Annotated in this window: 25 protein-coding genes; 10 read left to right on the top strand and 15 right to left on the bottom strand. The window is 64.2% G+C overall.

The annotated features are described in order from the left end of the window. Window positions 1-28: 28 nt before the first annotated feature. The 3 genes from tsaB (at window position 29) to AC0SZ7_RS08630 (ending at window position 2,029) form a co-directional block, all read left to right on the top strand. Window positions 29-703, top strand: coding sequence for a tRNA (adenosine(37)-N6)-threonylcarbamoyltransferase complex dimerization subunit type 1 TsaB (tsaB, locus tag AC0SZ7_RS08640; protein WP_475503996.1), 675 nt, complete (start codon window positions 29-31; stop codon window positions 701-703). 163 nt (window positions 704-866) lie between these two features. Continuing rightward, on the top strand, window positions 867-1,163 hold the full coding sequence (locus tag AC0SZ7_RS08635) for a hypothetical protein (protein WP_475503995.1): 297 nt from the start codon (window positions 867-869) through the stop codon (window positions 1,161-1,163). Further along, window positions 1,160-2,029 carry a DUF72 domain-containing protein gene (locus tag AC0SZ7_RS08630; protein ID WP_475504106.1) on the top strand — a complete coding sequence of 290 codons (870 nt, stop codon included), beginning with the start codon at window positions 1,160-1,162 and terminating at the stop codon, window positions 2,027-2,029. Before AC0SZ7_RS08635 ends, AC0SZ7_RS08630 begins: the two co-directional genes overlap by 4 nt. Before the next feature lie 5 nt (window positions 2,030-2,034). Here AC0SZ7_RS08630 and AC0SZ7_RS08625 read toward each other — a convergent pair whose 3' ends face one another. Both AC0SZ7_RS08625 and AC0SZ7_RS08620 read right to left on the bottom strand, forming a co-directional pair. Then, window positions 2,035-2,277 (bottom strand): DUF6124 family protein, encoded by a 243-nt coding sequence (locus tag AC0SZ7_RS08625; protein WP_475503994.1) that lies wholly within the window; start codon window positions 2,275-2,277, stop codon window positions 2,035-2,037. A 414-nt stretch (window positions 2,278-2,691) separates the two neighbouring features. Further along, the gene (locus AC0SZ7_RS08620; RefSeq protein ID WP_475503993.1) at window positions 2,692-3,309 is read right to left on the bottom strand and encodes an energy transducer TonB; all 618 of its coding nucleotides are present in this window, start codon (window positions 3,307-3,309) and stop codon (window positions 2,692-2,694) included. Between the two features lie 92 nt (window positions 3,310-3,401). Between AC0SZ7_RS08620 and AC0SZ7_RS08615 the strand changes: the two genes are divergently transcribed. Then, on the top strand, window positions 3,402-4,181 hold the full coding sequence (locus tag AC0SZ7_RS08615; protein WP_475503992.1) for a class I SAM-dependent methyltransferase: 780 nt from the start codon (window positions 3,402-3,404) through the stop codon (window positions 4,179-4,181). A gap of 117 nt (window positions 4,182-4,298) precedes the next feature. Next, window positions 4,299-6,476: a TonB-dependent receptor gene (locus AC0SZ7_RS08610; RefSeq protein ID WP_475503991.1), complete on the top strand. Its 2,178-nt coding sequence runs from the start codon at window positions 4,299-4,301 to the stop codon at window positions 6,474-6,476. A gap of 146 nt (window positions 6,477-6,622) precedes the next feature. Here AC0SZ7_RS08610 and AC0SZ7_RS08605 read toward each other — a convergent pair whose 3' ends face one another. The 3 genes from AC0SZ7_RS08605 to plsB all read right to left on the bottom strand — a co-directional run bounded on the left by AC0SZ7_RS08605 (window position 6,623) and on the right by plsB (window position 10,283). After that, the gene (locus tag AC0SZ7_RS08605) at window positions 6,623-7,312 is read right to left on the bottom strand and encodes a DUF4197 domain-containing protein (protein ID WP_475503990.1); all 690 of its coding nucleotides are present in this window, start codon (window positions 7,310-7,312) and stop codon (window positions 6,623-6,625) included. A 25-nt stretch (window positions 7,313-7,337) separates the two neighbouring features. Then, entirely contained in the window at window positions 7,338-7,736 is a 399-nt protein-coding gene (locus AC0SZ7_RS08600) for a YbaY family lipoprotein (protein ID WP_475503989.1), read from the bottom strand. Between the two features lie 63 nt (window positions 7,737-7,799). Next, window positions 7,800-10,283 carry a glycerol-3-phosphate 1-O-acyltransferase PlsB gene (plsB, locus tag AC0SZ7_RS08595; RefSeq protein WP_475503988.1) on the bottom strand — a complete coding sequence of 828 codons (2,484 nt, stop codon included), beginning with the start codon at window positions 10,281-10,283 and terminating at the stop codon, window positions 7,800-7,802. Window positions 10,284-10,399: 116 nt separating this feature from the next. Between plsB and AC0SZ7_RS08590 the strand changes: the two genes are divergently transcribed. Further along, on the top strand, window positions 10,400-10,609 hold the full coding sequence (locus AC0SZ7_RS08590; protein WP_008366335.1) for a cold-shock protein: 210 nt from the start codon (window positions 10,400-10,402) through the stop codon (window positions 10,607-10,609). A gap of 114 nt (window positions 10,610-10,723) precedes the next feature. On the opposite strand, the gene AC0SZ7_RS08585 is transcribed toward AC0SZ7_RS08590, so the two are convergent. From AC0SZ7_RS08585 to dapE, 3 genes are read right to left on the bottom strand one after another with little or no spacing between them, the layout of a single operon-like run. Beyond that, window positions 10,724-11,101, bottom strand: coding sequence for a hypothetical protein (locus AC0SZ7_RS08585; RefSeq protein ID WP_475503987.1), 378 nt, complete (start codon window positions 11,099-11,101; stop codon window positions 10,724-10,726). A 19-nt stretch (window positions 11,102-11,120) separates the two neighbouring features. Further along, on the bottom strand, window positions 11,121-11,939 hold the full coding sequence (locus AC0SZ7_RS08580; RefSeq protein WP_475504105.1) for a putative RNA methyltransferase: 819 nt from the start codon (window positions 11,937-11,939) through the stop codon (window positions 11,121-11,123). After that, the gene (dapE, locus tag AC0SZ7_RS08575) at window positions 11,939-13,090 is read right to left on the bottom strand and encodes a succinyl-diaminopimelate desuccinylase (protein WP_475503986.1); all 1,152 of its coding nucleotides are present in this window, start codon (window positions 13,088-13,090) and stop codon (window positions 11,939-11,941) included. The genes AC0SZ7_RS08580 and dapE overlap by 1 nt, the downstream gene beginning before the upstream one ends. 214 nt (window positions 13,091-13,304) lie before the next feature. Here dapE and AC0SZ7_RS08570 point away from each other — a divergent pair, with 214 nt between their 5' ends. Next, a complete protein-coding gene (locus AC0SZ7_RS08570) occupies window positions 13,305-13,511 on the top strand; it encodes a hypothetical protein (RefSeq protein ID WP_475503985.1) in 207 nt (68 codons plus the stop codon). Window positions 13,512-13,610: 99 nt separating this feature from the next. Beyond that, window positions 13,611-13,781, top strand: coding sequence for a hypothetical protein (locus tag AC0SZ7_RS08565; RefSeq protein ID WP_475503984.1), 171 nt, complete (start codon window positions 13,611-13,613; stop codon window positions 13,779-13,781). Between the two features lie 83 nt (window positions 13,782-13,864). Here the strand turns inward: AC0SZ7_RS08565 and AC0SZ7_RS08560 are convergent, their stop codons facing one another. Beyond that, a complete protein-coding gene (locus AC0SZ7_RS08560; protein WP_475503983.1) occupies window positions 13,865-16,456 on the bottom strand; it encodes a glycosyltransferase in 2,592 nt (863 codons plus the stop codon). Window positions 16,457-16,692: 236 nt separating this feature from the next. Between AC0SZ7_RS08560 and tcdA the strand changes: the two genes are divergently transcribed. Further along, entirely contained in the window at window positions 16,693-17,523 is an 831-nt protein-coding gene (gene tcdA, locus AC0SZ7_RS08555) for a tRNA cyclic N6-threonylcarbamoyladenosine(37) synthase TcdA (protein ID WP_475503982.1), read from the top strand. A 24-nt stretch (window positions 17,524-17,547) separates the two neighbouring features. On the opposite strand, the gene AC0SZ7_RS08550 is transcribed toward tcdA, so the two are convergent. The 6 genes from AC0SZ7_RS08550 to AC0SZ7_RS08525 form a co-directional block, all read right to left on the bottom strand. Further along, window positions 17,548-17,955 (bottom strand): SufE family protein, encoded by a 408-nt coding sequence (locus AC0SZ7_RS08550; protein WP_416422834.1) that lies wholly within the window; start codon window positions 17,953-17,955, stop codon window positions 17,548-17,550. Continuing rightward, window positions 17,952-19,157 (bottom strand): aminotransferase class V-fold PLP-dependent enzyme, encoded by a 1,206-nt coding sequence (locus AC0SZ7_RS08545; RefSeq protein ID WP_475503981.1) that lies wholly within the window; start codon window positions 19,155-19,157, stop codon window positions 17,952-17,954. The genes AC0SZ7_RS08550 and AC0SZ7_RS08545 overlap by 4 nt, the downstream gene beginning before the upstream one ends. 57 nt (window positions 19,158-19,214) lie before the next feature. Continuing rightward, complete coding sequence (dapD, locus tag AC0SZ7_RS08540; RefSeq protein ID WP_475503980.1) at window positions 19,215-20,249, bottom strand: 2,3,4,5-tetrahydropyridine-2,6-dicarboxylate N-succinyltransferase; 1,035 nt, start codon at window positions 20,247-20,249, stop codon at window positions 19,215-19,217. A gap of 41 nt (window positions 20,250-20,290) precedes the next feature. Continuing rightward, entirely contained in the window at window positions 20,291-20,641 is a 351-nt protein-coding gene (locus AC0SZ7_RS08535) for an ArsC family reductase (protein ID WP_416422837.1), read from the bottom strand. A 119-nt stretch (window positions 20,642-20,760) separates the two neighbouring features. Beyond that, complete coding sequence (locus AC0SZ7_RS08530; RefSeq protein WP_416422838.1) at window positions 20,761-21,087, bottom strand: helix-turn-helix domain-containing protein; 327 nt, start codon at window positions 21,085-21,087, stop codon at window positions 20,761-20,763. Beyond that, window positions 21,068-21,322 carry a type II toxin-antitoxin system RelE family toxin gene (locus tag AC0SZ7_RS08525; RefSeq protein ID WP_475503979.1) on the bottom strand — a complete coding sequence of 85 codons (255 nt, stop codon included), beginning with the start codon at window positions 21,320-21,322 and terminating at the stop codon, window positions 21,068-21,070. Before AC0SZ7_RS08525 ends, AC0SZ7_RS08530 begins: the two co-directional genes overlap by 20 nt. A 210-nt stretch (window positions 21,323-21,532) precedes the next feature. Between AC0SZ7_RS08525 and AC0SZ7_RS08520 the strand changes: the two genes are divergently transcribed. Further along, the gene (locus AC0SZ7_RS08520; protein ID WP_475503978.1) at window positions 21,533-23,194 is read left to right on the top strand and encodes a Na+/H+ antiporter; all 1,662 of its coding nucleotides are present in this window, start codon (window positions 21,533-21,535) and stop codon (window positions 23,192-23,194) included. Window positions 23,195-23,256: the final 62 nt, after the last annotated feature.

Below are 23,256 nucleotides of genomic sequence, written 5' to 3'. Positions count from 1 at the left end.
GCTGCACTTTTTTTGATGGATTCGCGCAATGACCACCTTGCTGGCCCTGGATACCGCAACCGAAGCTTGCTCTGTCGCCCTGCTGCATGACGGCAAGGTGCTGAGCCACTACGAGGTCATCCCGCGCCTGCACGCGCAGAAGCTGCTGCCCATGATCCAGACGCTATTGGGCGAGGCGGGCATTGGCCTGTCGGCGGTGGACGCCATCGCCTTCGGCCGCGGCCCGGGCGCCTTCACCGGCGTGCGCATTGCCATCGGCGTGGTCCAGGGCCTGGCGTTCGGCCTCGACCGCCCGGTGCTGCCGGTGTCCAACCTGGCCCTGCTGGCCCAGCGCGCACTGCGCGAACACGGCGTGCGCCAGGTGGCCGCGGCCATCGACGCGCGCATGGACGAGGTGTACTGGGGTTGTTACCAGGCCGACGGCGGCGAAATGAAACTGGTGGGCGACGAAGCGGTGCTGGCGCCAGAACTGGTCACGTTGCCAGCCGGGGCGCAAGGCGACTGGTACGGCGCAGGCACCGGCTGGGGCTATGGCGAGCGCCTGGCCGTCAAGCCATCGGCCTGCGACGCCACGCTGCTGCCACATGCACTGGACTTGCTGACCCTGGCACAAGGCGGCTGGGCCCGTGGTGAAGCCGTGGCCGCCGACCTGGCACAGCCGGTGTACCTGCGCGACAAAGTGGCCACGCCAAAAGCCCGTTAGCCGACGAATGGCGCTGCTAACTGCCGGTTTTATGAGCAGTTCATCGGGTATCCGGGCGCTGGATGAAACCTTTTCCCTGAACTGTGCTCTAGTTATCACTAGGGCATTTGCTTACCCGTACAAGTGCCGCTAAATTGCCATCATCGGTCCAGAGTAAGCAGTTATGCGTGTAGACGGCTTTTCGTCGAGTTCCTACCCAGTCAAACGCAAGCCCCGCAAGGCGCTCGCGCAGACCGACGACGCCGAAGACCTGGAAGGCGACTTCGAGGTTCAGCCTTCTGCACAACGCAGCGCCCCGCGCAGCGGCGGTGCCACTGCCAACCTGCCGGCCCGCCCGCAGGACATGATCTTCCACCGCTCCATGAGCCGCCGGGTGGCCACTGCCCTCAGCAGCTACCTGACCACCGCTACCTTCGTTGAGTGGGACGCGGACGTGCTGGGGCTGGACGTACATATCTGACCTTGCCCTTGCTGCCGTACTACCTCGGTTGTCCTTCCTGGAGCGAGCTGGCCTGGCGCGAACACCTGTACCCGGCAGATGCCAAACCCACTGAATTCCTGCAGCTGTATGGCCAGGTGTTCAACGCCGTGGAAGGCAACACCACGTTCTATGCCCAGCCGGCGCCTGCCACCGTGGCGCGTTGGGCGGCCAGCATGCCCGAGCATTTCCGTTTCACCGCCAAATTCCCCCGGGAAATCAGCCACGGCCCCGACCTGCGCGACATGCTGCCGGCGGCCGAAGCCTTCGTGCAATTGCTCAAGCCCCTGGGTGGGCGGGTAGCGCCGTTCTGGCTGCAGCTGCCGGCCACCTTTGGTCCACACCGGCTGGCGGAACTTGTGGCGTTCATCGACGAATTGCAGCAACCGGTGGCGGTGGAAGTGCGCCACCCGGCGTTCTTTGCCCGCGGTGACGAAGAGCGGGTGCTCAACCGCCTGCTGATGGGGCGCCAGGTGGAGCGTATCTGCCTGGACCCGCGCGCGCTGTTCAGCTGCACCGACCAGACCGCCGCGGTGCTCGACGCCCAGGCCAAGAAGCCCAAGGTGCCGCCACGCCCCACGGCTTTCAGCCAATGCCCGCAGGTGCGCTTCATCGGCCACCCGGATCTGCTGGCCAACGACAGCTTCCTGGTGCCCTGGGTAGGCAAGATCGCCGAGTGGATTGAAGAAGGGCGCATGCCCTATATCTTCCTGCACACCTCCGACAACCACCGCGCCCCGCTGCTGGCGCGGCGTTTCCATGCGCGGTTGATGGAACGGTTGCCGGGCCTGCCGGCGCTGCCCGAACATCCGCGCGAGCCGGTGGCGGAGCAGTTGGGGTTGTTGTAAGCGGGTTACGCCATCACTCGCTCGCGGTCCATGCTTTCGATTGCTCCGTCCACCAGCGTCTTGACCATTTCTACCAGGTAGAACACGGCCATGGCCTGTTTGCGCTCGTGGCCTTGCAGGCTGTCGGCGTTTTCGTAGGCAGTGCTGGCAATGCAGTCGAGCAGGTGGGCTGCGTGCATCAGGATTTCTTCGGTGGGAAGGTTGGGGTGGAGGGTGAAGAGGGGGGGTGCCGGGACAAGGTCTGACATATCAACTTCCTATTGATGAGTTGGCGCTGCCAGCATTCGGTCTCACACGAATGGTGGCGGCTGCGTACAGGGTGAGAGCACCGGTCAATAGGCAACCCGGCCAGACAAAGTCTGCCCGTACACAACCGCCGTAGACAGTTTGCAGAGGTTTTCAAAACCGTGCAAAACAGTTTCTGTGCGTGTGCAGCCTAATGGCCAGCCGGGCTCTCACACCCGGTCACTGATGTGCAGTGACGGGGGTAACCTATCCCTGTGGGCGCGGTAGGACAATCGTGGGGTTGTTTCAAAAGCTGTCGGACACCGCTAACCGTAGCCGCTGCCGCAGGCTGCGCTGGCCCTCGCGAACACTGAAGATCTTTGTTGGGGGCAGGGCCAGCGCAGCCTTCGGCAGCGGTTACAGGGGGGAAAGCGAGATTACGCCGCCAAACGCAAATTATTGACAATCAACGGCCGCGCCCACTTGGTGTCATAGGCGAACTGCTTGTCCTGCTCGGCCAGCGTTGCCGCGTCGAACGGCACATGCTTGTCGGCCAGGTCCCACTCGAACTCGGCAATCGGCAGGAACAGGGATTTGGGTGCTGGTGCAGGCCCCGGCTCGGGCTGCGGCTGGTTGGCGTTCATCACGACGGGGCGCACCCAGCCGTTGTCGTAGTCCAGCTGCTTCTGCTGGTCGACGATTTCTTCGGGCGGGTAGGGTGGGGCAGGCTTGTCCAGCAGTTCGGTCTCGAACTCGGCCTTGGGCAGGAACAGCGGTTCGGGGGGGCGTACTTCGGTATCCTGCACGTCGCACAGGCGTTGCGAGGTGATCTGCGCCAGCACGTCGCCACCGCCAGCGGGCTCTACTTCGGTGTCCACCGCCTGCTCTGGCAACACCAGGCTGCCATCGGCCGCATCACCCACCTGGTCAGCCATCGCCTGGGCGAAGAAGTCCGACCACAGGTGGCTGATGCCACCCAATGCCTGGGTGTTCTGGCGGCTGAAGTCGCCGTGGGGCGAAATGTAGCCAATGGAGGTGGTTTGAAGGTTGCTCATGGCACTAAAGGGCGCTGGCTCTGGCAAAATACCTGACATATTCCTTATCGGCCGAATTGGCCGATCTTTAAATTTTTTGAGTAGTGGATTTCATGGCAGAGCAGCAAGCGGCGGTATGTATCCGCGTCGAGGCGCACACCAGCGCCCTTGAACCCCAGGCCCAGGCATGGGCCCAGCGCCTGGCGCTGCCGTTGGACGCGCCGGACGCCGAGTTTGCCCTGCAGGCCACCGACGCCGGGCTGCAGCTGCAGCAACTGGGGCCTGACGCGCCGGGGCCGGTACGCGTTGACTTCGTCGAAGGTGCGGTGGCCCACCGCCGGCTGTTCGGTGGCGGCAGCGGGCAGATGATCGCCAAGGCCGTGGGCATTCAGCAGGGCGTGCGCCCGCGTGTGCTGGACGCCACCGCCGGCCTGGGCAAGGACGCCTTCGTGCTGGCCAGCCTGGGCTGCGAGATGAGCCTGATCGAGCGCCAACCCATCATTGGCGCCCTGCTGGAGGACGGCCTGGCCCGCGCCCAGGGCGATGCCGAGGTGGGCGCCATCGTTGCCCGCATGCACCTGCTCAAGGGCAACTCCATCGAGCTGATCAGCCAATGGCAGGGCGAGCCGCCCCAGGTCATCTACCTTGACCCGATGTTCCCCCACCGTGAGAAAAGCGCCTTGGTGAAGAAGGAAATGCGCCTGTTCCGCCCCCTGGTGGGCGACGATATGGACGCCCCGGCTTTGCTGGCCGCGGCCCTGGCCCTGGCCACCCACCGCGTAGTGGTAAAACGCCCGCGCAAGGCGCCATGCATCGACGGGCCCAAGCCCAGCCATAGCCTGGAAGGCAAATCGAGCCGTTATGACATCTATCCGAAGAAAGCGCTGAAATAGTAGGGATTTGCGTCCTACAGACGTAAAGTAGGACGTTTCCTGATTTTCGCTGCGGCGGTTTTTTCAGCTTTTTCGCCCGTAGACTTCCCCCTCAATTTTTGGGGGAGGAAGTACTTCATGGCAAATTTACGATCGGGCCTGACCCGGCCCGCCAGCGGCCTGGCACTGATGTCCTGCTCATGGCTGGCGTTCGCCGAAGGGGCGCCGGTGCAACTGGAAACGCTGAAGGTCGAGGCCGAGCGCGAGCGCCAGCAGCGCTACAAGGCCGAGCGCTCGGCGTCGGGCAAGCTCACCGAGTCGCTGCTCGACACGCCGCAGACCGTCACCGTGGTCGGCGAGCAGGTCATGCGCGAGCAGAACGCGCTCAGCCTGCGCCAGGTGCTGTCCAACGTCTCGGGCATCACCTTCGATGCCGGCGAGGGCGGCGGTGGCTCGGGTGACCTCATCAACATCCGCGGCTTCGACGCCACCAACAACGTGCTGCTCGACGGCCTGCGCGATAGCCCGCAGACCACCCGCAGCGACACCTTCAACCTGCAGGCGGTGGAGGTCATCAAGGGCCCCAACTCGGTGTTTGGCGGCGCCGGCACCACCGGCGGCACCGCCAACCTGATCAGCAAGACCCCGCAGGCCGAGGCCTTCACCGAGCTGGGCGCAGGCCTTGGCACCGACCACTACCGGCGCATGACCCTGGACACCAACCAGCCGCTGCCCGGCGTTGGCACCGGCAGCGCGGTGCGTCTCAACCTCATGGCCCACGGCAATGACGTGCCCGGCCGCCAGCAGATCGAACGCGAGCGCTGGGGCCTGGCGCCATCGGTATTGCTGGGCCTGGGTGACGACACCCGGCTGACCTTCAGTTACCTGCACCAGCAGGACGACAACCTGCCCGATTACGGCCTGCCCACCTTCCAGGGCAAGTTGATTGAAGGGGTCAAGCGCGATGCCTACTTCGGCTGGCGCAACCTGGACAAGGACCAGGTCACCACCGACCGTCTCAGTGCGCTGTTCGAGCATGACTTCAGCGATGCACTGTCGCTGCAGAACACCCTGCGCTACTCGCGCGTGCAACGCAGCGGCGTGGTGTCTGCCTCCCATGTCGACCGCGACGGCCTGCCGCCAGGCAAATACCGGCCCGCCGGGCCCCAGGGCTATGGCCGCGAGATCGTCACCGACCAGTGGCTGAACAGCACCCTGCTCACCAGCCGCTTCGACACCTTCGGCATCGGCCACACGCTGGTGACCGGCATGGACCTGTCGTTCGAACGCTACCGCCGTGACGCCAGCAACTACAACATCCGCAAGCTGGCGGCAGGCCACGAATATGACCTGGCCAACCCGCCTGGCTACTGGGCAGGGCCTATCAGCCGTACCCGCGAAGCCAGCATGCGCAACCGCCTGCAGACCACCAGCGTGTACGCCCTCGACACCCTCAGCCTGCACCCGCAATGGGACCTGATGCTGGGCCTGCGCCAGGACTGGATCGACGGCAGCAGCCTTGAACGCAAGCCCGATGACACCCGCAGCAAATACGACACCCGCGATGCCTTCCTCAGCCACCGCGCCGGGCTGGTGTACAAGCCTGCGCCCAACGGCCGCATCTACCTGGCGTACGGCAACTCCTTCAACCCGTCTGCGGAAAGCCTGGTCACTGGCGGCTATGGCGTTACCCAAGGCACCCACAAGGTCGACCCGGAAACCAGTCGCACCTGGGAACTGGGCACCAAATGGGACCTGCTGGCTGGCGACCTGCAACTGAACGCAGCGCTGTTCCGCACCCAGAAGGACAATGTGCGCGAGAAGCTCGCAACCGGCGAGTCGCTGCTGGCTGGCCTGCAGCGGGTACAAGGCCTGGAGCTTGGTGCCACCGGCAACCTCAGTGAGCACTGGCAGGTGATTGCCAACTACACCTTCATGCAAAGCGAAACCCTGAAGTCCAGGTCCAACCCACGTGCCGAAGGCCAGGCCCTGGAAAACACCCCGCCGCGCTCCTTCAGCCTGTGGACCGCTTACCAATTGCCCGGCGACTGGCGCCTGGGCTACGGGCTGCGCCACGTGAGCGAGCGCAACCTGCGCAACGATGCCACCTACAAGGTTGACGGTTACTGGGTGCACCAGGCCATGCTGGGCTACAAGGTGACCAAGGAGCTGGACCTGCAGTTGAACATCGACAACCTGTTGAACACCCACTACGTGGAGCGGGTGCGCACGGTGGAGGGCAACAACAAGCGTTCTTCGGCGATCGAGTATGGGGATGGAAGGTCGGCGGTTTTGTCGGCGGTGTACCGCTTCTAAAGCCCGCGACGCAGCGTGGCGAGCTGCCAAAGGCTGCGTCCGTTCCCCGCAGTGTACCCGTCGGAGCGCAGGCGCTCATGACGCGGCCTTGCGGCCGCTGCTACGAACTCAATCCCGTAGCAGCTGCCGAAGGCTGCGTCTGCTGTTTACAGCGCCGAAAACACCTTCTTCGCCAGGCTGGTAGCTGCCTGCGCCGGGTTTTTGCGGATGCTGGCTTCCTGGTTGGCGATTTCCTTGAACAGGCCGTTCAGCGCCTGTTCGGTCACGTAGCCTTCCAGGTTCGAGTCCTTGCTGTCGATCACGCCCAGGCTGGCGGCCTGGCCGGCGAAGCTGTTGAACTTCTGCGCCAGGCCGACCTTGTCGGTGGCTTGCTTGACGATAGGCAGGAACTTGGCGCGGATCTGCTCGCGGCTGGTCTTGCTCAGGTACTGGGTGGCCGAGTCATTGCCGCCGGCAAGGATGGCCTTGGCGTCGGTCACGGTCATTTTCTTCACGGCGTCCACCAGCAGCGCCTGGGCTTGTGGCACGGCGGCTTCCGCGGCCTGGTTCATGCTGGTTTCCAGGGCGTCCACCTGGCTGCCCATGCCGAATTTCTTCATCGCCTTGGCGGCCTTGCCCAGTTTGCCTGGCAGTTCGATGCGCACGTCGGGGTTATTGTTGAAGCCACCGGGCGTGCCCAGTTGTTTGACTGCCACCTGGGCGCCTTGCGTCAGGGCGTCCTTGAGGCCGCCGCTGGCGTCACCCTGGGAAAGGCTGGAAAGGTCCAGCGCGAAGGCGTGGGTGCACAGCAGCAGGCCTGCCATCAGGCCGGCGAAGGGGGCGGAGCGACGGAACATGGGTGCGTCCTTTTGCATATTTGAATTAGCGGGCAGGGTTCAGGCGAATGCGCAGCGGCTGCGGGTCTTTGCCATCCAGCTGCACGGTGTGCTGCTCGGTGCTGATAAACAATAGCTGACCGTCAGCCTCCACGCGGGCGCTGACCGCATAGCGGTGGCCGGGGCGAATTTGCCGCGGGTCGTATTGCAGGTGGAACGGCAACGGCACCTGGCCCTTGATGGGGCCGTTCTGGCTGGCCAGCACCTGGGCCGGGGCGTCGGCCAGGGAGACGTCCTGCAGGCTCACGCTGAGGGTGGCCGAGGGTGGCAGCGCCATGCGCTGCAGGTAGAACACTTCACCGTCCAGGCTTGCCTCGGGCGCGCTGTCGAAGCTGCTGCACGCGCCCAGCAGGGCGCTGAACAGAACCAGAGTGAGTTTCTTCATGGGCGGATCTCCGTATCGAATGCAGCGAAGGAATGCACAGGATACGGATAAACGCTCGGCACTTCAGCTGCCCTGGAAGGCTTCGTCCCTGCGGTGCAACGCCACCTGGCGAATCGACAGGCGAATTTCCGCCGGCAGCACGCGCTTGGCGGCGCCCTCGGCCAGTTCCCCGAGCTTGTTGTGGTAGCCCAGTTTGCCGGCCGCATCGCGGGTGACCACGCCCTGGTCGAGCAGGGTCTGGATGAAGTGGCGGAACAGGCTCTTGTCGAAGAACTCCGGGGCGTTGAGCCCATGCAGGATGGACAGGCGCTGGGCCATGATCGTGCACAGGTCTTCCAGTTCTTCGGCGCTGAGGGCGTGCTGGCCATTGTTGAGCAGCAGGGCGATGGCCATGTAGAAACGCTGCAGGGTCTGGGCGACGCTGCGCGACAGCAGCGTCAACAGCACGAACTTGCGCGAGCTGGGCGCCGGGCGCAGGTAGACCTGGTTCTCGAAGCGCAGCAGGCCCTGTTCGACGAAGGCTTCCAGCCACTGGTCGACCACGCCTTCCAGTTCGTCCACGGACCAGCGGATGAACAGTTCCGATTGCAGGTACGGGTAGAGCGCGCGTGTGTAACGCAGCAGCTGTTCGCGGCTCATGCGCGAGCTGCTCTGGAAGAAGCTGGCCAGCAACGCCGGTAAGGCGAAGATGTGCAACACGTTGTTGCGGTAGTAGGTCATGAGGACGGCATTCTGCTCGTCCAGGTACAGGATCTTGCCCAGCGCGTCGCTTTGTTCGGACAGCAGGTCCATGCCCTTGACGTGGTCGATCAGCGCGCGGCCGTCGCCCTCCGGCAAGGTGGTGTGCGGCGAGTACGGCACCTTGCGCAGCAGGGCCAGGTAAAGGTCGAGCACCCGCGCCATGGCCGCGTCGTCCAGGGCCAGGCGGGTGGTGGACAGCAGTGCCAGGGCCACCAGGTTTACCGGGTTGACGGCGGCGGCCTCGTTCAGGTGCTGCGCCACCCGGGAGCCCAGGCGGTGAGTGGTTTCATGCAGCCACTGCGGCTTGTATTGCGGGCCGAGCTCCTGTTCGCGCCAGTCCGGCTGTTCGGCGTCGAGGAATTCAGCCAGCTTGATAGGCTCGCCGAAGTTTACCGCCACCTGGCCGAAGCGCTGCTTGAGCGCGCCGATGACCTTGAAGATATCGAAGATCGATTCTTTCTTTTTGCTGGCGCCACGCAGCTCGCCCAGGTAGGTGCGGCCTTCCAGCACGCGCTCGTAGCCGATGTACACCGGCACGAAGACGATGGGCATGCGCGATGAGCGCAGGAAACTGCGCAGGGTAATGGCCAGCATGCCGGTCTTGGGTTGCAGCATGCGCCCGGTGCGCGAGCGCCCGCCTTCCACGAAGTACTCCACCGGGAAACCCTTGGTGAACAGGGTGTGCAGGTATTCGTTGAACACCGCGGTGTACAGCGGGTTGCCCTTGAAGGTGCGGCGCATGAAGAACGCGCCGCCACGGCGCAGCAGGCTGCCGATCACCGGCATGTTGAGGTTGATGCCGGCGGCGATGTGCGGCGGCGTCAGGCCGTTGCGGAACAGCAGGTAAGACAGCAGCAGGTAGTCGATGTGGCTGCGGTGGCACGGCACGTAGATGACTTCGTGGCCGGGTGCGACGTCCTGCACGCCTTCGATGTTGTTGACCTTGATGCCGTCGTAGATCTTGTTCCAGAACCAGCTGAGCACCACTTCCAGGAAGCGGATGGCGGTGTAGGTGTAGTCGGAGGCGATTTCGTTGCCGTAGCGCAAGGCTTGGGCCTCGGCTTTCTCCAGCGGGATGTTCTGGCGTTCGGCCTCTTCGCTGATGGCCTGGCGTACCTGGCTGTCGTGGATCAGGCCCTTGACCAGGTTGCGCCGGTGGGAAATATCCGGACCAATGACCGCCGCCTTGAGGTTACGAAAATGCACCCGAAGGAGGCGCTGGGTCATGCGCAGGGTGCGCTCATGGCCCTTGTTCTGTGCCACCAGCTCGCGCAAATGAATGGGCGCGGAGAACTGCACGCGGGTCTTGCGGCCCAGTATCAGGATGCTGACGAGCCGGCGCAGACGGCCTGTGACCGCCCAACTGTCGGCGAACAGCAGCTTCCAGGGGCTGGACTCGCTGGCCGGGGTCTGGCCCCAGAACACGCTGACGGGAATGATTTGTGCATCTTCTTCGGCATTCTGGCTAATGGCCGCTACCAGGCGCTCCAGGGTCGGTGGCGCGCCGCGCTTGTCGTGGCGGCCCAACCAGTCCGGTTCCGGGGTGAGGTAGAAGAACGCCGCAGGTTCCAGCAGTTGGCCAACGGCCACAGGCAGCACCGGGCGCGGCAGGCCGGCCTTGGTGCACTCGGTGTCCAGCACCGCCAGGTCACTGGCCGAGGGCGACTGCAACACATAGAACACCGGCCGGCTGCGGTCCAGGTTCAGGGTGAAGGATGACTGGTTGATGGTCTCGGAGCGAACCCAGAGGTACAGCAGTCGGCGCAGGGTGCCAAAGGCGAAGCGGCGGAACGGGAAACGGGTCATAAGGCCTGTGCTTGCATGAAACAGATGTTCGGCACTGTACAGGCTCGGTCGTCCGGCAAAAAGCGCCGCCGCGATAATAGTTGTATCCCATAAATAGAAAAAAACGGAGTAGGTCGATGTCGTCTCGTGAGACAGGAAGCGTCAAGTGGTTCAACGATGCCAAGGGCTATGGCTTTATCCAGCGTGAGGGCGGGGCCGATGTGTTCGTGCACTTTCGCGCCATTCGTGGCGAAGGGCATCGGTCGCTGGTAGAGGGGCAGCAGGTGGAGTATGCCTTGGTTGACGGCCCGAAAGGTCCGCAGGCCGAGGACGTGCAGGGGCTGTGACGGGTAAATCGTGACGTGTAGCCGCTGCCGTAGGCTGCGCTGGCCTGTGCCGCACTGGCGATTGCAGTGTGAGCAAAGGCCAGCGCAGCCTGCGGCAGCGGCTACAGGTGCGGGTCAGCCGGTGCGCCAGGTGATCTGCTCTTCGCCGTCTGCGCTGACACGAATCCAGGTGTCGGCGCTTTCTTCGCCTTCTTCTTCCACCCAGCTGCCAGGCGCGCAGCGTACTTCCACCTGCAGCGCGGCAAAGGCTGCGCGGGCGCAGGCGATGTCGTCGTCCCATGGGGTCTGGTCGCTTTCCAGGTACAGGCTGTTCCACTTGCCCACGGCCTTGGGCAGCCAGGTCACCGGCACGCTGCCAGCCTTGCACTTCCAGGTATGGCCCTTCTGTACCCAGTCGCTGCACGGGCCCAGGGCCTCGCTCAGCCACGCGGCGATGGCTTTGTGGTCGACGTCGGCGTCTTTGAGGTAAATCTCGATATCGGGTTGGCGCATGGACGTACTCACTCGGGAATCAGGGTTGCAGCACAAAATAATCGTAACGCATGGAGACGGTGACCACGAACGGCCGTGGCTGCTCGATGACCTTCGCGCGACGTTCGGCACTGGCGCGCCAGCCGTGGGGTGTCATGGCCAGCAGGTTGGCACGCGACGGGCCGTCGATCAGCTTGATCTTGAAGGTCAGCGTCTCGCTGTGGGCCAGGCTCATGCCTTCAGGCACCTGCAGCAGGTGTTTGTCGTCCACGTATTCGCGCACTTCATCGTACAGCTGTTCGCGCAGCTCCATCAGGTGCTCGCGGGTCGGCCCCACGCGCATCAGGCCGCCGCCGGGCACCAGCAGGCGCTTGGCTTCCTGCCAGTCCAGCGGGCTGAACACGCTGGCCAGGAACTGGCAGCTGGCGTCGGGCAGCGGAATGCGCGCCATACTCGCCACCAGCCAGGTGACGGCCGGGTCACGCTTGCAGGCGCGTTTCACCGCCTCGCGGGAGATGTCCAGGGCGTAGCCGTCGGCCTTGGGCAGTGCCTCGGCGATTTGCGCAGTGTAGTAGCCCTCGCCGCAGCCGATGTCCAGCCAGCGGCCAGGCTGGCGCTCGGCGGCCAGTTCCGCCAGGCGCTGGGCCACGGGCGAGTAATGGCCGGCGTTGAGGAAGTCGCGGCGCGCTTCCACCATCGCCTGGTTGTCACCCGGGTCGCGGCTGTTCTTGTGCTGTACCGGCAGCAGGTTCAGGTAACCCTGGCGTGCGCGGTCGAAGCTGTGGCCGGCAGGGCAGACCACGCCGTTGCCAGCGCTGGCATTGGCCAGGCTGGCGTTGCAGATGGGGCAGGTGAGCATCATGCGAGCAGTTTCACCAGGGTCTGGTAATAGATTTCGGTCAGCACGTCGAGGTCGCTGGCCAGCACGCGCTCGTTGACCTGGTGAATGGTGGCGTTGACCGGGCCCAGTTCGACCACCTGGGTGCCCAGGGTGGCGATGAAGCGGCCATCGGAGGTGCCGCCGCTGGTGGATGCCTGGGTCTCGCGGCCAGTGACCGCCTTGATGCTGGCCGACACCGCGTCCAGCAGGGCGCCCGGCTCGGTCAGGAACGGCAGGCCCGACAGCGCCCACTCCACGTGCCAGTCCAGCTCGTGCTTGTCGAGGATGGCGGCAACGCGCGCCTTCAGGCCTTCGACGGTGGATTCGGTGGAGAAACGGAAGTTGAACACGGCCGTCAGGTCGCCCGGGATCACGTTGGTGGCGCCGGTGCCCGAGTTCAGGTTCGACACCTGGAAGCTGGTGGGCGGGAAGAAGGCGTTGCCGTTGTCCCAGTGCTCGGCGGCCAGTTCGGCCAGGGCCGGGGCAGCCAGGTGAATGGGGTTGCGGGCCAGGTGCGGGTAGGCCACGTGGCCCTGCTTGCCGCGCACGGTCAGGGTCGCGCCCAGGGAGCCGCGACGGCCGTTCTTGACCACGTCACCCACAAGGGTGGTGCTCGACGGCTCGCCGACGATGCACCAGTCCAGGCGCTCGTTGCGCGCGGCCAGGCGTTCTACCACAGCCTTGGTGCCGTGGTGGGCCGGGCCTTCTTCGTCACTGGTGATCAGGAACGTCACCGCGCCGCGGTGGTTGGGGTAGTCGCCCACAAAGCGCTCGGCCGCTACCAGCATGGCTGCCAGGCTGCCCTTCATGTCGGCCGCGCCGCGCCCGCAGAGCATGCCCTGCTCGTCGATCAGCGCATCGAACGGGTCGGTCTGCCAGGCGCTGACCGGGCCGGTGGGCACCACGTCGGTGTGGCCGGCGAAGCACAGCACCGGGCCTTCCTGAGTGCCGTGGCTGGCCCAGAAGTTGTCGACGTCTTCAATGCGCATGGGCTCAAGCGTGAAGCCGGCATCGCCCAGGCGCTGCATCATCAGCTTCTGGCAGTCGGCGTCCACCGGGGTGACCGAAGGGCGGCGAATCAGGTCGCAGGCGAGTTGCAGGGTCGGCGAAAGGTCGGCGTGGGCCGTCATGGGGAAGACTCCGAAAACAGGGCAGGGCGCATATAAAGAGGGCGACATGTTAAAGCAAAACGGGGGCGGGCGCAGGGGCTGGTGGATCTATGGACCGACACGATCAATTCCAAGGGAGAAGCTTCCTACAGAAACGTCGGAGACGACCGGCATATTTCATTTTTGAGCCTCTGCACAATGTTCCCTGCACCTTGGATGATCGTGGAGGCAACGGATGTTTTTGGACAGCAGAGAAAATGCGGAGCTCGAAGCGCTGCTTGTCGAGAATCGCAGAAAGGCAATCGAAACTGAAAAATTAAGGTCGGAAACCGCAAAGCTGAAGGCAGAAACGGTCAAGTTGAAGCGAGAGGGATTGTTTTATCCGATTTTGGTGGCAACAGCGTCGATCACTGCCGTCGGAACGTTTTGGCTCAAGATTTGACTTCCATGCGGTGAAATCGCTTGAGGCATATTTGGCATTGAAAGGAGTTTGCCGTCGGTATTCGGCGGGACTAGGCTGGCGTCAAAAGAGGATGAAGGAATGAGCAGTCCAACTCAGCGTTTCCTAGCGGCAATCGATAAGGAAATTGATAAAATAGAGAAAGACATGGGCCGCAAGGAGTCCCTGGCTGAAACCTATGGCTTGGTGCCTTTTGCGGTAACCTTTTTCTTCGGTTTGGGGGTGTTGTGCCTATACCGGTTCTTGTCATGACCGTGTGTCCTGGTTAGCGACAGATGAGGTTCTTGAACTTGTCATAAGAAAAAAAGGCCCGCATCTGCGGGCCTCTCATCAGGTTACTGCGCGGTCACCGGTTCCGGCGCTGGCGCCGGCTTGGGCAGCGACGACAGGAATGCCATCACCAGCGCCGCCAGGTAAGGCAACGACTGCACCAGCAGCATGGCCACCCAGAAGCGCATGTCGGAGCTCGGCAGGCCTTGCACGAAGCAGATGCCGCCGGCCGCGCCCCACAGCAGCAGCATGATGAACAGCTCCTCGCGGGCTTCCGAGATCGCTACCAGCAGGCCATGGCTGTCAGCGTTCTTCGGGGTGCGGAAGAACGGGATGCTGGTGGTGAAGAAGCCGTACAGCACCGCCTTGGCAATGGTGTGCGACAGGGCCAGCCCGGCCAGGGCGGCAGCGAAGGCGTCCTTGAGGTTCACGCCCACGGCGCGACGGTACAGGAACACGATCTTGCCTACCTTGAACACGAACAGCGCCAATGGCGGGATCGCGAAGATCAGCAGCGGTGGGTCGACCCGTTGCGGCACGATGATCATCGCCGCCGACCACAGCAGGGCGCCCACGGTGAAGAAGATGTTCATGCCGTCGGCCACCCACGGCAGCCAGCCCGCCAGGAAGTGGTAGCGCTGGCCACGGGTCAGTTCGGTGTCCTTGCCGCGCAACAGGCTTGCGGTGTGGCGCTTGATGATCTGGATGGCGCCGTAGGCCCAGCGGAAACGCTGCTTCTTGAAGTCGATGAAGGTGTCGGGCATCAGGCCCTTGCCGTAGCTGTGGTGGTAGTACGCCGCCGACAGGCCTTTTTCGAACACGCGCAGGCCAAGCTCGGCGTCTTCGCAGATGCACCAGTCGGCCCAGCCCAGTTCTTCGAGCACCGAGCGGCGAGTCATGGTCATGGTGCCGTGCTGGATGATCGCGTCACGGTCGTTGCGGGTGACCATGCCGATGTGGAAGAAGCCCTTGTACTCGGAATAGCAGAGCTTCTTGAAGGTGCTTTCGTTCTGGTCGCGGTAATCCTGCGGCGACTGCACCACGGCGATTTTCGGGTCGGCGAAGTGCGGCACCATGTGCTTGAGCCAGTTGCGGTCCACGCAATAGTCCGAGTCGATCACGGCGATCACTTCGGCGTCTGGCGCGGTGTGCGGGATCAGGTAGTTCAGCGCACCGCCCTTGAAGCCGGCCAGCGGCGCGACGTGGAAAAACTTGAAGCGCGGGCCCAGGGTTTCGCAGTAAGCCTGCACCGGTTCCCACACCGCCGGGTCCTTGGTGTTGTTGTCGATGATCAGGACTTCGTAGTCCGGGTAATCCAGCGCCGCCAGGGCGTCCAGGGTCTGTTTGACCATGTCCGGCGGCTCGTTGTAGCACGGCACGTGAATCGACACTTTCGGCCGGTAGTTGGAATCGCCCTCCACCGGCAGGAATTCCCGGCGGCGCTTGTGCGTCCACACGGCCTCGGCCAGTTCGTGAGCCTCGGTCAGCAGCACGATGAACACGCCCAGCGCGCCCAGGGCCAATAGAAAACCGACCGTCAGGCTGAACCAGGTACTGTACTGCTGGCTATAGTCGTAGCCAATCCACACCAGCACCGAACCACACAGGAATGCGATGAAGGTCAGGAAGGTGCGGCCGCGCTGGCGCAAGGCCGAACCGTCGATCAGCAGCAGGGCCAGCGACAGCATCGCCAGCACCACCGAGCCGATGGCCAGTACGCGCCATTGCGGAATGGCCACCACCGGGCCTTCGAAGTTGAATTTCTGCTGGCGCGCGGCGTTGAACACGCCCCAGTACGCACCCACCGAACCTTCGTCGCTGGCCTTCCACGGCTGGTCGTAGGCTTCGATCACGAAGTAGTTGTAGCCCTGGCGGTTGAGCTTATTGACCAGGGTGCGCAGGTAGATGGCCTGGTCGGCCTGGGTGGCGTCGGCGCCACCGCGCATGCGGCCGTTGCTCGGCCAGCCTACTTCAGACAGCAGCAGCGGCTTTTTCGGGAACATGTGCTTGAGTTCCCGCGCCCGGTCGAGGACGAATTGGCCGGCCTTGTCCATGGGAATGAATTCCCAGTACGGCAGGATGTGCGCGGCAATCAGGTCGACGTGCTTGGCCAGCGACGGGTTGTGCTCCCAGATGTGCCACTGCTCGGAGGTGGTCACCGGTACCTTCACGGCAGCGCGTACGCGGTCGAGGTAGGCTTCCAGGTCCTTGACGGTCACTTCCTTGCGGAACAGCGCTTCGTTGCCGACCACCACGCGCACGACGCTGCGGGTGGAGTTGGCCAGTTCGATGGCCTTGGCGATTTCGCGTTCGTTACGCTCAAGGTCGGGGCTGATCCATACGCCCACGGTGACGCGCAGGCCGAATTCCTCGGCAATTTTCGGAATGTCGGCCTGGGTGCCGTCCACCGAGTAGATGCGGATGCTGTCGGTCAGCTTGCTCATCTGCTCGAGGTCCTGACGAATTTCGTCGTCAGTGGGGTACTGCTCTTTCTGCGGGCTTTGGCCCAGGCGGAAAGGTGAGTAGGAGAAGCCGGAGATTTGCTCAGGCCAGTCGGGGGCGCTGACCGGGCGGTTGATCAACGCCCAGAAACCTGTGAATAGCGCCGCGATCGCGACGACTACCACCAGGTTGAGACCAAATTTACGCGATGACATGGGGGCTTGGGTTCCGAAGCGGGGGAACGGGGGAGTGCCGGCGACGGGCGCCGAACCGGCGCGCATCCTACTCTGCACGTTACAAGTGTGTATAGGAGATGTCTGAAAACATACGTTTAGATTGGAATTTTTTGGTTAAGTTCTTGCCTGCTATTAGTTGTAGCGCATTAAACGCCGAAGGTGATCTGTGCGTGTTACAGGCCTATAATGCGCGCCGGTTTTTGAGGTCCAGGTCCATGAGCACAGAAGATCCACGTTTCGAAGGTGTTACCCGGCTGTACGGGCGCGAGGGCATGCAGCGCCTGCGCGCCGCCCATGTGGCCATTGTCGGCATCGGCGGCGTGGGCTCCTGGGCGGCGGAAGCCATGGCCCGCAGCGGCGTGGGCGAGATTTCGCTGTTCGACCTGGACGACGTCTGCGTCAGCAACGTCAACCGCCAGTTGCATGCCCTGGACGGCAATGTAGGCAAGCCCAAGGTCGAGGTGATGGCCGAGCGCCTGCGGGCGATCAACCCCGCATGCACGGTGCACGCGGTCAGCGACTTCGTCACCCGCGAGACCATGGCCGAGTACATCACCCCGGACCTGGATTTCGTGATCGACTGCATCGACAGCATGTTGGCCAAGGCGGCGCTGATTGCCTGGTGCAAGCGTCGCAAGATCGGCATCATCACCACCGGCGGTGCGGGCGGGCAGATCGACCCCACGCAGATCAAGGTGTGCGACCTGAACCGCACCCACAACGATCCGCTGGCGGCCAACGTGCGGTCCACCCTGCGCCGTGACTACGGTTTCTCGCGTAACACCACCCGCCATTACAGCGTGCCGTGTGTGTACTCCACCGAGCAGCTGCGCTACCCGGACAACAAGGGCGGCGTGTGCCTGACCAAGGCATTCGTGGGGGAAGGTGTGAAGCTCGATTGCGCCGGTGGTTTTGGCGCGGTGATGATGGTGACTGCAACCTTCGGCATGGTGGCGGCGGCGCGGGCGGTGGACAAGTTGGTGGCGGGTGTGCGCCGCCCCTCCGAGCGCGGCCTGAAACCGCGCGGCGCCGGTGACGCGGCCTGAAGGCCGCTGCTACACCTGCTTGGGTCAGGGGGCGGCCAACTCCGCCATGCGCTTGAGTACCGCGTTCAAGCCATTGCTGCGCGATGGCGACAACTGACGGCCCAGCCCTAGCTGCTGGAACCACGCCGGCAGGTCCAGCGCCGCCAGCTCGGCGGCGCTCAACCCCTCCACCCGCACCAGCAACAGCGCCAGCAAGCCGCGAATCAGCCGCGCATCGCTACCGGCGCGAAACTGCCACTGGCCGTCTGCGTGCGTGGCGATCAGCCACACCTGGCTCTCGCAGCCGTGCACCAGGTGCTCGGTGCTTTTTTCGTCATCGGCCAGGGGCGCAAGACGCTCGCCCCACTGCATCAGCAGGCGTGCGCGCTGTTCCCAGCCCGCAGCTTGTTCGAAGGCCTGCAGGGCCTCGGCAGCGTGTACGGGCAGGCTCATCGCAGTAACTCCAACGATTTGTCCAAGGCTTCGAAGAAGCGCTGCAGGTCGTCGCTGTCGTTGTAAAGCGCCAGCGACACGCGAATGGCCCCGGCCAGCCCCAGGCTTTTCAGCAGCGGCATGGCGCAGTGGTGCCCGGCGCGTACGGCAATGCCCTGCTCGGTAAGCAGGTGCGCGAGGTCGGCGTTGTGCACGCCATCCACCACGAAACTGGCCAGGGCCAGTTGCGGTGTGCCCAGCAAGCGCACGCCTTCGCGGTCGTTGAGGCCACGCAGCAGCTGGCCGTGCAGGGCGCATTCATGGGCCACGACGGCGTCTTGGTCGAGGCTTGCGAGGTAGTCCAGGGTGGCGCCCAGGCCGATCACGCCAGCCACGGGCGGGGTGCCGGCCTCGAAGCCCAGCGGCGCGGGGTGGAAACTGGCACTGTGGTAGTCGGCCACATGCACCATCTCGCCACCGAACTGCCAGTGGGCCAGTTTGCCCAGCGCCTCGCTGCGGCCGTAGAGCACGCCGACGCCATCCGGGCCATACAGCTTGTGGCTGGAGAACACGTAGAAATCGCAGCCCAGTTGCTGCACGTCATGGCGGCCGTGCACCACGCCCTGGGCGCCATCGACCACCGTCAGCGCGCCTTGGGCGCGGGCCAGGGCCAGCAAGGGCGCAAGCGGTTGCCAGGCGCCGAGCACGTTGGACAGCTGGCTTACCGCCAGCAGCCGTGTGCGCGGGCCTATCAACTGGGCGGCAGCGTCCAGATCGATGAGCCCGGCGTTGGTCAGCGGCAGCACCACCAGGCTGAGCCCGGCGCGCTGGGCCAGCTGTTGCCAGGGCAGCAGGTTGGCGTGGTGTTCCAGCGCGCTGATGACTATTTCATCACCAGGCTGGAACTGGGCCTGCAGCCCGTAGGCCAGCAGGTTCAAGGCGCTGGTGGCGCCATGGGTGAAGACCACCTGGCTGGGGCTGGCAGCGTTCAGCCATTGCGCGACTTTCTCGCGGCTGGCTTCGAACGCTTGAGTCGCCAAGGCGCCAGGCAGGTGTTGCGCACGGTGCACGTTGGCGGCGCCGTGGCTGTAATAGTGGGCCAATGCATCGAGCAGGGCCTGAGGTTTCTGCGTGGTTGCCGCATTGTCCAGATACGTCTGGTGCTGGCGTTGCAGGGCGGCGATGGCCGGAAAGTCGGCGCGCCAGGGGGAGGGCTGGAACATGGGATCGGGGCTCTGGGCAGGCAGGCCCGGCACGCTGCCGGGCCTGCGCGGTGCCGCTTAGTTGTGAGCGTGCAGCGCTTCGTTCAGCTCGATGGCCGACTTGTGGGTCTTGCATTCCACGGCGCCGGTTTCCGAGTTGCGACGGAACAGCAGGTCGGTCTGGCCAGCCAGGTCGCGGGCCTTGACCACTTTGACCAGCTGGTTGCTTTCGTCCAGCAGGGCTACCTTGGTGCCAGCGGTGATGTACAGGCCGGCTTCCACGGTGTTGCGGTCGCCCAATGGGATACCGATGCCGGCATTCGCGCCGATCAGGCAGCCTTCGCCGACCTTGATGACGATGTTGCCGCCGCCCGACAGGGTGCCCATGGTGGAGCAGCCGCCGCCCAGGTCCGAGCCCTTGCCGACGAACACGCCAGCCGACACGCGGCCTTCGATCATGCCCGGGCCTTCGGTGCCGGCGTTAAAGTTGACGAAGCCTTCGTGCATGATGGTGGTGCCTTCGCCGATGTAGGCGCCCAGGCGCACACGGGCGGCATCGGCGATACGCACGCCGGCCGGTACCACGTAGTCGGTCATTTTCGGGAACTTGTCCACCGAGAACACTTCCAGCAGCTCGCCCTTCAGGCGTGCTTCCAGTTGCAGCTCGGCCAGCTCGGCCAGGTCGACGGCGCCCTGGCTGGTCCAGGCCACGTTCGGCAGCAGTGGGAAGATGCCGGCCAGGCTGACGCCGTGCGGCTTCACCAGGCGGTGCGACAGCAGGTGCAGCTTCAGGTAGGCCTCTGGGGTGGATGCCAGTGCGGCGTCTTCGGCCAGCAAGGTGGCGACCAGCGGCTTGTGGCTCTCGGCCAGGCGGGTGAGCAGGGCGGCCTGGGCGGCGTCGACGCCTTTCAGGGCTTCAGCCAGCTGCGAGGCCTGGGCGGTGGTGAAGGTGATGGCCTGGTTGCCACCGGTGTAGCCCAGGATAGGGGTGACCGCGGCGATCAGTTCGGCCGAAGGCGACACCAGGGGTTGCGCGTAGAACACTTCAAGCCAGGCGCCGTTGCGATTCTGGGTGCCGACGCCGAAAGCCAGGCTGAACAGGGTAGTGGACATGCAGTTACCTCTTTGCAAATGAATGGGGCCTGTTGCCAGCATTATTGCTGGACGGCCGCCGCATAAATATCGGGCTTGAAGCCCACGAGGGTCCGGTGGCCAAGGTCCAGCACCGGGCGCTTGATCATGGAGGGCTGGGCGAGCATCAGTTCGATGGCGCGGGCCTGGTCCAGATCGGCCTTCTGCTCGTCAGCGAGCTTGCGGAAGGTGGTACCGGCACGGTTCAGCACGACTTCCCAGCCGTGTTCGCCGCACCATTGCTCCAGGTGTTCACGGTCGATGCCCTGGGTCTTGTAGTCATGGAATTCGTAAGCGGCGCCGTGCTCGTCGAGCCAGGTGCGGGCTTTTTTCATGGTGTCGCAGGCCTTGATGCCGAACAGTGTGTAAGCCATGGTTCAAAGGGGGCGGCGCGTGCGGAACGCGGCCATGCCCTGCGGTCTCCTGAATACGAATCGACGAATTATGCGGCATCGATTCTTTCGGCGCCATGACTGTTGCCTTGCAATGTGCTTCAAAGGTCCAGTTGCTGGGGGCGGATACCGAACGCCGCGGCTATTTTTTCGCGGGTAGCCTTGCGTGGCCTGGCCACGGCTTCCTGTTGGGCAAATGCGGGCTGGGTGACGCCAAGGCGGCGGGCGACTTCCTCCTGGGTCAGGTCTAGGTACTCGCGCCATGCCCGGATGGGGGTGAGCCCATCGACCACGCGGCTGACGACTTCGTGAGGGATCAGGTCGGCGCAGCCATGGGTCGCTATGTACTGGTCGTAAGGGATGACCACGAATGCCGGCTTGCCGTCGGGGTCGTTGATGACCTGGATATTAGTAGGTGCGTTCGTCACGTTTCCTGACCTCTTGAATGCTCACGATTTTAACGCTGCCATCCCAGTCGAACAGGACTCGATAGTTGCCTACCCGCAGCCGATAACCCATTGAATGGTTGATGAGTGATTTGACGCCGGTCACGTCGGGCATTGCCGCGAGCTGTGTGACGGCGTCGCGAATCTGTCCCTGATGAAGTGTGTGCAGCTTCAAGAGCTGTTTCACGGCTTTCCTTTGCCAGAATACTCGGTTCATTTCGATAATAAGTCTTTTATAAGGTTTATGAAAGAATTTGCTTATGCCGAGGGCCTCCACTTGTCTGGTAGCATCCAGTTACAAGTGGCCAGGCTCCCTGCGACCATGGTGCAGCGGCCTTGCTTGCCATGTGCCGGTAAGATGTATCGTTTAATGTCCGGCGCGTTCCATTCCGCCCGGCACGTGTGAAGCAAGAGGGAAGACTGTCTTATGCAAACCGCCTACACCGTCCTGATCCTGCTGATGCTGGTGGGCCTCAGCAGGCTGGTGGCGAGGGTGATCCCCATTCCGTTGCCGCTGGTGCAGATAGCCGCCGGGGCCATTCTGGCGTGGCCCAGCCTGGGCCTGCACGTGGTACTGGACCCGGAATTGTTTCTGTTCCTGTTCCTGCCGCCGTTGCTGTTCGCCGACGGCTGGCGCATGCCCAAGCGCGACCTGTGGCGCTACCGCGGCTCGATCCTGATGCTGGCCGTGGGCCTGGTGCTATTTACCGTGGTGGGGGCGGGCTACTTCATTCACTGGCTGTTGCCCACTATTCCGTTGCCGGTGGCCTTCGCGCTGGCGGCCGTGCTGTCGCCCACCGACGCCGTGGCGGTGTCGGCGATTGCCCAGGACAAGCTGCCCACGCCGCTGATGCGCATTCTGCAGGGCGAGGCGCTGATGAACGACGCCTCGGGCCTGGTGACCTTCAAGTTCGCCCTGGCGGCTGCCGTCACCGGTTACTTTTCGCTGGCCGAGGCCAGCCTGACGTTCGTGCTGGTGGCCGTCGGTGGCCTGGCCCTGGGCGTGGCCCTGAGCTGGCTGGTGGGGCGCTTGCGCCTGTGGATGATCGCCCGCGGCTGGGATGACCCGGCCACCCACGTGGTGTTCATGCTGTTGCTGCCGTTCGCTGCCTATGTGCTGGCCGAGCGCCTGGGCGCCTCGGGCATTCTGTCGGCGGTGGCGGCAGGCATGATGCAGAGCTGGCTCGACCTGCTGCCGCGGCAGACCAGCACCCGCCTGTTGAACCGCAGCGTCTGGTCGCTGCTGGAGTTTGCCTTCAATGGCCTGATCTTCCTGCTGCTGGGGCCGCAACTACCGGACATCATCAAGGCGGTCACCAGCCACCAGGCGTCGCTGTGGCCGACCCTGGGCTACCGGATCTTCGACGTTGTCGGCATTTTCCTGGTGCTGGTGGTGCTGCGTTTCATCTGGGTGCAGAGCACCTGGCGGTTCATCAGCATGCTGCGCCGCTGGACCGGCAAGGCCACCATCACCATGCTGCCCACCGCGCGTTCCTGCTGGCTGCTGACCGTGGGCGGCGTGCGTGGCGCCGTTACCCTGGCGGGTGTGATGTCGGTGCCATTGCTGCTGGGCGCGGGGCAGGATTTCCCCGAGCGCGACCTGCTGATCTTCATTGCCGCGGGGGTAATTTTGTTGTCGCTGATCGCCGCCTGCGTGGCCTTGCCGCTGTTGCTGCGCGGGGTGGAGAAGACTTCCGACGAGGCGTTGCGCAAAGAGGTGCGCGAGGTGTGGCGGCGCACTGCCGAGGCAGCGATTCGCGCGTTGGAGTCGGAAGAGGTGAGCGACCCGGCCGCGCCGGCGCCCGACGCCGCACAGGCGGCGCTGGCCACCGAGTTGAAAGCGCAGATCATGTCCGAGTACCGCCACCAACTGGACGTGTTCAACGACTCCGCCGAAGCCCAGGCACAGGCGCTGATGATGGACCAGCTGGAGCGCCGCCTGCGTATCCGCGGGCTGCGCGCCCAGCGCCTGGAACTGTATGACCTGCGCCGTCATCACCACATCGGCGATGATGTGTTGCGCGAGATTCTCAGTGAGCTGGACTTGAGCGAGGCGAACCTGGGTGTGACCCGCCCCTCCGTCGGTTGACTGGAATGGCACTGACGCGGGGGGGGGGCGCGGGGGCGCCGGGGGCGGGGCCGCGGGGCGCC

Source organism: Pseudomonas sp. JC1203 (assembly GCF_056175065.1).
This window is presented reverse-complemented; position numbering and strand designations above follow the sequence as displayed.